Below are 8512 nucleotides of genomic sequence, written 5' to 3'. Positions count from 1 at the left end.
CGTCGGGCGCGGTGATCCGGCAGAGGTCGAAGCCGAGGCTTTGCGCCTTGGCTTCGAGAGCGTCTTTCGCCTGCGCGGCGCGCTGGATTTTGGTCTTCAGAAATCCAGGTCGGCGTAGACCGGCCCCGGGGTGATCCCCGCCACCCGGTCCGCCAGCAGCGCGCGAAAACCCGGGCGCGACTTCACCCGCGCGTACCAGTGCTTCGCCATCTCGTCTTCGCTCCATGGGACGTCACCGAGAAAATCGACCGAGGAGAGATGCGCCGCCGCGGCGAGATCGGCATAGCTCAGCGTATCGCCCGCCAGCCAGTTCCTCCGCCCGACGAGATGGCCGATGTAGCGCAAGTGATAGCGGATGTTGGCGCGCGCGGCACGCACCAGATCCATTTCAGGGCCGCCGCCGCCCTGATCCGGGCGCATAAAACGCTTGTAGACCTTTTCGGTCACTAGCCAGTTCGACACCTCGCCATAGAACTTGACGTTGAACCACTCCAGCAGCCGGCGCACCTCGACCCGCGCCGCCGGATTTTCCGGAAGCAGACGATGGTCGCCGAGCGCCAGGCCGCGGGTCTCGTCGATATATTCCGCGATGACGCCCGCGCCTGGAATGATCGCGCCGGATTGTTCCACCAGGACAGGCGTCTGCCCAGCCGGATTGAGCACCAGAAACTCGCGGCGGCGCTCGAAGGTGCGCTCTTCGATGAGCTCGGGCTCGATGCCGTATTCCGCGAGAACGAGGCGGACGAAGCGGGACAGCGGATCGAGCGGATGATGATAAAGCTTGGCCATAACCTGGAATGGGGAGCCTGATCGGGCGAGGCTCCATGCGAGGCGCGGGGCAGCCCGGAACGGTGTCCAGGCCGGCGGGATTCGCGCAAGGGGTACTCCGCATCGGCTGGCATGGCTAGGGTCGTGATGCGGCGCCGTTGATCAGGCTGGGTTTTGGGGCGGGGAAAAGAGGATCGTTTCGTAATCGCGCGCGCCATGGAGAATGCGCAAGATTTCGATGACGTCGCCAGTCACGCGGTAGAAAATCAAATAGGGGCCGTGAACGATACGACGAAGACCGGTATTTTCGTGACGTGGGACCAGCGCATGTACGTGTGGTACATCGAGTAGCTTCCGGCATCGACGTTCGATCTCGTCGATGTAGCTTACAGCGCGAACCGGATTGTCCTGGGCAATGGTGTCGCCGATCGCGACGAGATCAAGCCGCGCGGCGACCGTAAAGACAAGCCTCATTCACCGGCTTGTCCGGGCTTGATCATTGCCGAGTAGCGCGCCCGCAATTCCGCAAAGACCTCATCGGCCGGGATAACCCGTCCGGCCTCGGCGTCAGCGATCCCGACGGCGATCGCCTCGTCCAGCAATGCCAGGCTTTTATCCCGCTCGTCGAGAAGCCGAACTCCTTCGCGGACGACGTCGCTGTTCGAGCTGTAGTGGCCGGTTTTGACAAGGCGCTCGATAGTCTCTTCGACCGCATCGGTTACCGCAACAGTCTTCGCCATCGGGCATCTCCTCCGCTGCCGCTATCCTAATCTCGATCGGGCGTCAGGCAAGATCCGGATAGAGACGACGGGGCGTTGGGCAACTCGTCGTCTGACGCTAAGCGACCGCTTCTCCGCGCGGGATCACGTCCACCTTAACATCGACGTCCTGTTCGCGGGATCCCAAAATGATCCCGGCGACCGGCGAGATGTCGGCGTAGTCCCGGCCTTTGGCGAGGATGATGTGATCGTTGCCGATCATGATCGCGTTGGTCGGGTCGAGCCCGACCCAGCCGTCCTTGTCGCCGCACCAGATCGACACCCAGGCATGGGTCGCGTCGGCGCCTTCCAGCCGCGGCTGGCCTTCGGGCGGGATCGTCCTGATGTAACCGGAGACATAGGCCGCCGGCAGGCCGATGCCGCGCAGGCCGGAAATCATGATGTGGGCAAAATCCTGGCACACGCCATGGCGCTTCTCGAAAGCTTCCGACAGCGGCGTCGAGACGATCGTCGCCTTGGGATCGTATTTGAAATCCTTGTGGATGCGCTTCATCAGATCGATGGCCCCGGCGAGCACCGGGCGTCCCGCGGGAAAGCTTTCGCGCGCGTAGGCTGCGGCCGGCGCGTAATGCGGCACGAAACGGCTCGGGTGGAGGAAATGCGCCGGCGACTCGTTGCTCAGCGTCTTGGAGGCAAAGCCCTCTTCGCGCGCGACCTCCCAGGCCGGCGTCGAATCGGCGTCCGGCGGCGCGGCACGGTCGATTTCGACGCTGGTGCGCGCCGACACTTTCAGCGAGCGATGCGCCGTCTCGATCGTCATCGAGGTCACGCGGTTGCCGAAGAAGCAGACGCGTTCGATGGTCTCGGCCGGCGGCGGCTCGATATCGAGCTGGCTGGCGTAGACCACCTGGCCCGGCTCGTCGCGCGGCAGCAGCCTTAGCGCGCAGTTCGAATAGGTGACGGAGGAGCCGTATTCGTAGAGCGTCAGATGCTTGATGTCGTAGATCACGCCAGGCCCATCGCCTTTTCCGCCCGCTCCAGATTGGGGCCCTGAAGGAAGTAGCGCGCGCCGATCGCCTCCGCGAGCGACAGCAGCGTGCGCTCGAAGACGAGGATCGCCTTGTTGTCGAGGTCGGCGGCGGCCGAGGTCGCGATGTCGGAACACAGCTTGACGATGAGGCGACGCGGCGCCTCGAGCATGCCGTCGGTCTTCAGCAGCGGCAGATCCATCAGATGCTCGTGCAACCGCTCGACCTGGAAGGCGACGGAGCGCGGATTGAAGGCATCGAGAAGGACCATGTCGCGCACCGCGACGAGGGCCAAGCCGACGAGATAGCGCGAGCGATAGGTGATCTGCGAGTCGACGAGTTCGAGCAGCACGCCGAGGCCATCGGCGGAGCCGTCGCGCTGCGCGAAGTCGCGGGCGAAATGACAGGTGTTGATCGCCCGCTCGACGCGCCGTCCCATGTCCAGCAGATGCCAGCCGGCGCCACGGTTCATGTTCTCCTGGCTGAGGCCGGAGATCGCGGAGAGCGTGCGCAGCGCGGCATCGGCGCGGTCGAGCACGTCGGCTTCCGTCATCGGCAGCGTGACGTCGCGTTTCAGCGCGTCGTGCAGGTCTTCGATCAGCCGCCAGGTGTCGGCGGAGAGGCGCTCGCGGATGAACGAAGCTGCGCGGCGCGCGTCTTCGACGAGTGCGATCGCCGAGGCGCGTTCGTCCTCGCCCGACAGCGCGATGGCGGCGAGCGCCGTGCCCTTGGTCTCGGTGTCCTTGGGGACGGCACCCCATTCCTCGAGGATCGATTCCAGCCGGCCGACGAGGCTTTCCGCCTCAGGATTCTTGGTGCTGGCGTCGATCAGCCGATTGGCCAGACTGCGGACCAGCCGCAGAATCGCCTCGCAGCGTTCGAGATAGCGGCCGAACCAGAACAGATTGTCCGCCGCGCGGCTCGGCAGGTTGCCGATGATCCGACGGATGCGCACGGATTCGTCGGCCGGCAGCAGGCTCACCAGCTCCGCCGGCTTCTCGCCGAGCACCCAGACGTCGGCGGATTCGACGCCCGCGCCCATCGCCACGGCGCGGGCATCGGCGCGATCGGACGTCCGGCAGAAGCCGCCCGGCATGACTTTCCAGCCATCCGGCGTGCGCGCCGCGAAGACACGCAGAACGAAGGGCCGCGGCACGAGATGGCCGTCGATCCAAACCGGCGTGGTCGAGAGGTTGACCACCTCCTGCCCGACGTAATCGATGCCACGCTCCGAAATTTCGGCGCGCAGCTTGACCTTTTCTTCGGGCGTCAGGCTGCCGCCGAGCACCGACTGGTGGCGCGAGCCGCCGACCAGCGAATTGCCGAAGGCACCGGCCAGCGCCATCGTGTCCATCTTGGCGAGCACGGCCTCGCGCTCGCGCTTCTGCCCGCACCACCACGTCGCGATGTTGGGCAGCCGCAGCTCCTGCTTCAACACGTGCCGGCAAAGTTTCGGCATAAAACTCATCATGACCGGCGTCTCGACGACGCCGGAGCCAAGCGCGTTGGCGAGCGCCACGCCGTTGTCGCGTACGACATCGATCAGGCCGGGGACGCCGAGGCGCGAGCGGGCGTTGAGTTCGAGCGGATCGGCGAAGTCGGAATCGATGCGGCGCAGGATCACGTCCGCCTGCTTCAGCCCGGCGATGGTGCGGACATGCAAGAGGTTGTCGCGGACGGTGAGATCGCCGCCCTCGACCAGCAGCAGGCCGAGGTAGCGGGCGAGATAGGCCTGCTCGAAATAGGTCTCGTTGTAGGGGCCGGGCGTCAGCAGGCAGATACGCGGATCGCTGCGCTGCGACAGCGCGGTCAGGCCGGCGCGATAGGCGTCGAAGAACGGGGCGAGCCGCTCGATGTTCATATCGCGGTAGAGCTGCGGGAAGGTGCGCGACAGCACCAGGCGATTGGCGAGCGCGTAGCCGGCGCCGGACGGCGCCTGGGTGCGGTCGCCGAGCACCCACCAGCGACCATCCGGCCCGCGGCCGAGGTCGACGGCATAAAAATGCAGGTATTTTCGATCGGCGGGCAGGAGGCCGGCGACGGGCTGCAGGTAATCGGGACAGCCGGCGACGGCGGTCGCGGGAATCGCGCCATCCGCGATCAGCTTGCCGGCGCCGTAGATGTCTTCCAGCACCGCCTCGAGCAATTCCGCGCGCTGCTCGACGCCGGCGGCGATCTCTTTCCAGTCCTCGGCACCGATCAGCAGCGGCAGATGCCCGAGCGGCCAGGCGCGCTCGCTCTCGTCGCCGTAGGCGCGATAGGACACGCCCGTATCGCGGATGTGGCGATCCGCGGTGGCGAAGCGGCGCTTGATCTCATCGGGACCAAGCTCGGTGAGCGCCGCGATAAAATCGAGCCACGCCGGCTTCGGCTTGCCGTCCGCCCCGATGAACTCGTCGGGGATGCCCGGCAGCGGGCGATAGCGCGCGACAAGCTCGTCCAGCTCGGAAAAGCCCGGCAAGGGTGGCTTTGTCGTAGTCGCGACCGTCATGCCAGGCTCAACGGTAGAGAGGTCGACGGAGATCGAGCGTCAGAGGGAAATCCGCCGAACGTTCTTCGCGCGGCACGGCGATGTCGCCCGGCGTATGGCCGAAGCTCTGGAACCGCGCCAGGCGGCGCGCCTCCGCTTCATAGGCGTTGACCGGGAACGTCTCGTAGGTGCGCCCGCCCGGATGCGACACGTGATAGACGCAGCCGCCGAGCGACCGGCCGGTCCAGGTGTCGATGAGGTCGAAGGTCAGCGGCGCATGCACGGGGATCGTCGGGTGCAGGCCTTCCGGCGGCTTCCACGCCTTGAAGCGCACGCCGGCGACGGCCTGCTCGGAGGTTCCGGTCGAGGTCATCGGCACCCTCCGGCCATTGCAGGCCACGACGTGACGCCCTTCGACAAAACCATCAACCTTGACCTGAACCCGTTCCACCGAGGAATCGACATAGCGCACCGTGCCGCCGATGGCGCCGGTCTCGCCCAGCACATGCCAGGGCTCCAGCGCCTGCCGGATCTCCATGCGGGAGCCGCCGCGTTCGACCGCGCCGCAGAACGGGAAGCGGAACTCGCGCTGCGCCTCGAACCAGGCCGGATCGAAATGGTATCCGGCGCGGCCGAGATCGGCAAGGACGCTGCGGAAGTCTTCCCACACGAAATGCGGCAGCATGTAGCGATCGTGCAGCGCCGTGCCCCAGCGGGCGAGGTCGCCGGACTGCGGTTCGCGCCAGAACATCGCGACGCAGGCGCGGATCAGCAGTTGCTGCGCCAGGCTCATCCGGGCATCCGGCGGCATCTCGAACGAGCGGAACTCGAGCAGTCCGAGCCGGCCCGTCGGGCCATCCGGCGAATACAGCTTGTCGATGCAGATCTCGGAACGATGCGTGTTGCCGGTGACGTCGGTCAGCAGGTTGCGGAACAGCCGGTCGACGAGCCACAGCGGGATGTAGCCGCCCGGGCCCGGCACGTTGGCGAGCGCGATGTCGAGCTCGTAGAGCTGGTCCTGGCGCCCCTCGTCGACGCGCGGCGCCTGGCTCGTCGGCCCGATGAACATGCCGGAGAACATGTAGGACAGGCTGGGATGGCGCTGCCAGTACAGCACGAAACTCTTCAAGAGGTCGGGGCGGCGGAGGAACGGCGAGTCGGCCGGCGTCGAGCCGCCGAGCACGACATGGTTGCCGCCGCCGGTGCCGATGTGCCGGCCGTCGGTCATGAACTTGTCGGCGGCGAGGCGGCACTGCCGCGCGTCCTCGTAGAGGCCCTTGGTGGTGTCGACGGCCTCGCGCCAGGTTGCGGCGGGATGCACGTTGACCTCGATCACGCCGGGGTCCGGCGTCACCTTGATCACGCCGAGGCGCGGATCGGACGGCGGTGGATAACCCTCGATATGCACGGGAATGCCGGTCGCCTTGGCGGCTTCTTCGACCGAGGCGAGCAGATCGAGGTAATCCTCAAGCGTCTCGACCGGCGGCATGAACACGCAGATCGCGCCCTCGCGCGGCTCGACGGAGACGGCGGTACGCACCGCGCCGCCGATCATCACCTGCTCGATTTGCGTCGGGGCCGGCGACGCCGCGCGGATCGTATCGTATGTGCGCTGATAGCGCTGGGTGATCGTCTCGGTGACGACGGCCGGCGGTGGCAGCGGCGCGCGCGCCTCCAGCGGATCCTGCTCGTTGATGAAGTGGAAATCGATGGCGGGAATATAGGCCAGCGCCGACAGCGGCAGGCGGTAGCCGACCGGCGAATCGCCCGGGACCAGATAGAGCCGACCGCGGCGCAGGCGCCACTTCTCGCTCTCCCAGCGGGATTCCGCCTTGGAATTCCAGCGCTGTACCGGCAGCACGAAGCCGACCGGCTTGGTCAGCCCGCGGCCGAAAGTGCGGATCATCCGGTTGCGCTCTTCCGGGTCCTCGATTTTGGGGTCGAGTGGATCGACGTTGACCGGGAGATTGCTCTCCTTGACCACCCAGGTCGCCGGATCCTCATAAGCGGGAACAACGTAGTCCGGCGAAATGCCGAGGCGAAGCGCCAAGCCTTCGGCGAGCCGGAACGCGTTGTCACGGCCCGCTGCATCCGCCTGTTCGGTCTGCGGCTCCTTCACCGTCTCTTCGGCGGTGCGCGTGCGCGGCACCGGGGCGATGAGATCGGCATTGCTCCAGATCGGCGCGCCGTCCTTGCGCCAGTACAGGCCGAAGGCCCAGCGCGGCAGCGTCTCGCCGGGGTACCACTTGCCCTGGCCGAAATGCAGCATGCCGCCCGGCGCGAAGCGCGTACGCATCTTGCGGATCAGCTTGTCCGACAGCGCCCGCTTCGACGGGCCGACGGCCCCGGAATTCCATTCGTCGTGCTCGAAATCGTCGATCGACACGAAGGTCGGCTCGCCGCCCATGGTGAGACGGACATCGTCGTAGAGGAGATCCGCATCGACCTTCTCGCCGAGCGCATCGAGCTGCTCCCACGATTCTTCCGAAAACGGCAGCGAAATCCGCGGCTGTTCGGCGACGCGGGTGACCCGCATGTCGTAGGCGAACTCGACCTTGGCTTCGCTCGCCATGCCGGAGATCGGCGCGGCGGCGCGATAATGCGGGGTCGCGCAGACCGGGATATGGCCCTCGCCGCAGAGCAGCCCGGAGGTGACGTCCATGCCGATCCAGCCGGCGCCGGGAATATAGGCCTCGGCCCAGGCGTGAAGATCGGTGAAGTCGACCTGGGTGCCCTGCGGGCCCTCGACCGGATCGACATCGGCTTTCAGCTGGATGAGGTAGCCGGAAACGAAGCGCGCGGCGATGCCGAGATGGCGCAGCAGCTGCACCAGCAGCCAGGCAGAATCCCGGCACGAGCCCGACTTCAAGGTCAGCGTCTCTTCCGGCGTCTGCACGCCCGGCTCCATGCGGATGGTGTAGCCGATCGCCTGCTGCAGGTTGGCGTTGGTGGCCACCAGGAAATCGGCGGTGCCGACCGGCCCCTTCGGCAGGGTCGCCATATAGGCCTTGAGATGATCGCCGAGCGGTTCGGCCTCGAAATAGGTCAGAAGCTCCGACTTCAGCTCGGCGTCGTAGGTGAAGGGAAATTTCTCGGCATAGGGCTCGATGAAGAAGTCGAACGGATTGAACACCGCGAGTTCGGCGGTGAGATCGACCTCGATCTTGAATTCCGTGACCTTGTCCGGAAAAACGATGCGGGCGAGCCAGTTGCCGTTGGGATCCTGCAGCCAGTTCAAAAAATGGTCGGGCGGCGAGATTTTGAGCGCATAGGCCGGGATCGTGGTCCGGCAATGCGGCGCCGGGCGCAAGCGGATCGTCTGCGGGCCGAGCTCGACAGGACGGTCGTATTTGTAATGGGTGAGATGGTAGATCGCGGCAGAAATGGTCAAGGACGACAATCCGATTCGAGTGCAGCTTTGACCGGCACAGGGAAACGCCACCCATAGGCTGGTATGGCGAGGCAGGCAACGATCATGCCTGCGCTGCCCAAAAACATCGCGTCTCCGACTTCAGTCGAAACCAACA

At 66.0% G+C, this 8512-nt stretch carries 6 protein-coding genes; all 6 read right to left on the bottom strand.

Features of this window, described 5'->3' with window-relative positions:
- Positions 1–96: 96 nt before the first annotated feature.
- Positions 97–789, bottom strand: a complete 693-nt coding sequence (locus GSQ79_RS20830) for a glutathione S-transferase family protein (RefSeq protein WP_158810674.1) — start codon at positions 787–789, stop codon at positions 97–99.
- 141 nt (positions 790–930) lie between these two features.
- Positions 931–1242, bottom strand: coding sequence for a type II toxin-antitoxin system RelE/ParE family toxin (locus tag GSQ79_RS20825; protein ID WP_158810673.1), 312 nt, complete (start codon positions 1240–1242; stop codon positions 931–933).
- Positions 1239–1508: a type II toxin-antitoxin system ParD family antitoxin gene (locus tag GSQ79_RS20820; RefSeq protein WP_158810671.1), complete on the bottom strand. Its 270-nt coding sequence runs from the start codon at positions 1506–1508 to the stop codon at positions 1239–1241. The genes GSQ79_RS20825 and GSQ79_RS20820 overlap by 4 nt, the downstream gene beginning before the upstream one ends.
- 97 nt (positions 1509–1605) lie before the next feature.
- Entirely contained in the window at positions 1606–2496 is an 891-nt protein-coding gene (locus GSQ79_RS20815) for a transglutaminase family protein (protein WP_158810669.1), read from the bottom strand.
- Positions 2493–5006, bottom strand: coding sequence for a circularly permuted type 2 ATP-grasp protein (locus GSQ79_RS20810; RefSeq protein WP_158810667.1), 2514 nt, complete (start codon positions 5004–5006; stop codon positions 2493–2495). The genes GSQ79_RS20815 and GSQ79_RS20810 overlap by 4 nt, the downstream gene beginning before the upstream one ends.
- A gap of 7 nt (positions 5007–5013) precedes the next feature.
- Positions 5014–8376, bottom strand: a complete 3363-nt coding sequence (locus GSQ79_RS20805) for a DUF2126 domain-containing protein (protein WP_158810665.1) — start codon at positions 8374–8376, stop codon at positions 5014–5016.
- Positions 8377–8512 lie beyond the last annotated feature (136 nt).

This window comes from Beijerinckia sp. L45 (genome assembly GCF_009765775.1).
GTDB lineage: Bacteria > Pseudomonadota > Alphaproteobacteria > Rhizobiales > Beijerinckiaceae > RH-AL1.
This window is presented reverse-complemented; position numbering and strand designations above follow the sequence as displayed.

Coding starts and splice junctions, on each gene's coding strand:
- GSQ79_RS20830 (WP_158810674.1), bottom strand. CDS start 789: ATGGCCAAGCTTTATCATCATCCGCTCGATCCGCTGTCCCGCTTCGTC.
- GSQ79_RS20825 (WP_158810673.1), bottom strand. CDS start 1,242: ATGAGGCTTGTCTTTACGGTCGCCGCGCGGCTTGATCTCGTCGCGATC.
- GSQ79_RS20820 (WP_158810671.1), bottom strand. CDS start 1,508: ATGGCGAAGACTGTTGCGGTAACCGATGCGGTCGAAGAGACTATCGAG.
- GSQ79_RS20810 (WP_158810667.1), bottom strand. CDS start 5,006: ATGACGGTCGCGACTACGACAAAGCCACCCTTGCCGGGCTTTTCCGAG.